Consider the following 768-nt stretch of genomic DNA (forward strand, 5'->3'; position numbering starts at 1 on the left):
AGCTTTTGCGTGCGCATCAGGTAGAAACGCATTTGGTGGTTTCACAAGGGGCGGAAATGACCCGTACTTTGGAAACGGATTACACCAAAGAAGACGTTTATGCTTTGGCAGATGTCGTGCATTCCATCCGTAATGTCGGGGCAAGCATTGCCAGCGGTTCGTTTTTGACGGACGGAATGTTGATTGCGCCGTGTTCAATGAAAACTTTGGCTTCGGTTGCTCACGGGTTTGCCGATAATTTGCTCAGCCGTGCGGCGGATGTAACGTTGAAAGAGCGGCGCAGGCTGGTGTTGATGGTGCGTGAAGCGCCGTTAAACTTGGCGCACATTGAAAATATGCGCCGCGTGACAGAGATGGGCGGTATCGTGTTTCCTCCCGTTCCGGCTTTATATCAGAAGCCTGAATCCATCGAAGATATGATTACACACAGCGTCTCTCATGCTTTGGACTTGTTCGGCATCATTCAAAACGATGTGCCGCGCTGGCAGGGCTGATGTTTCAGACGGCCTGAGCATAATTTCGTCTACTGCGAAGGAAGATAAAAACCATGCAAACGATTCCTGTCAATATAGTGAAGTTTTTGAGCAATCATCATGTCGTCAGTATTGCTGCTGCGGAAGAGGGCGAAGTTTGGGCAGCTTGCTGTTTTTATGTGTTTGATGAGGTGAATGCCCGATTGATTGTGCTGACATCTTTGAAAACGAAGCATGGCGGAATGATGAGTCGTTCTGCCAAAGTAGCCGGTACCATTGCCGGACAACCTGACAG

Annotated in this window: 1 protein-coding gene and 1 pseudogene; both read left to right on the plus strand. The window is 49.2% G+C overall.

Annotated elements, in window-relative coordinates; all coding sequences use genetic code 11:
• The coding region (locus ACTHUR_RS13540) for a UbiX family flavin prenyltransferase (protein ID WP_440399047.1) at positions 1-494 on the plus strand (494 nt) is incomplete at its 5' end.
• 53 nt (positions 495-547) lie between these two features.
• Positions 548-768, plus strand: a pseudogene (locus tag ACTHUR_RS13545) (hypothetical protein); the annotation flags it as partial.

Source organism: Neisseria sp. P0021.S007, from assembly GCF_051956855.1.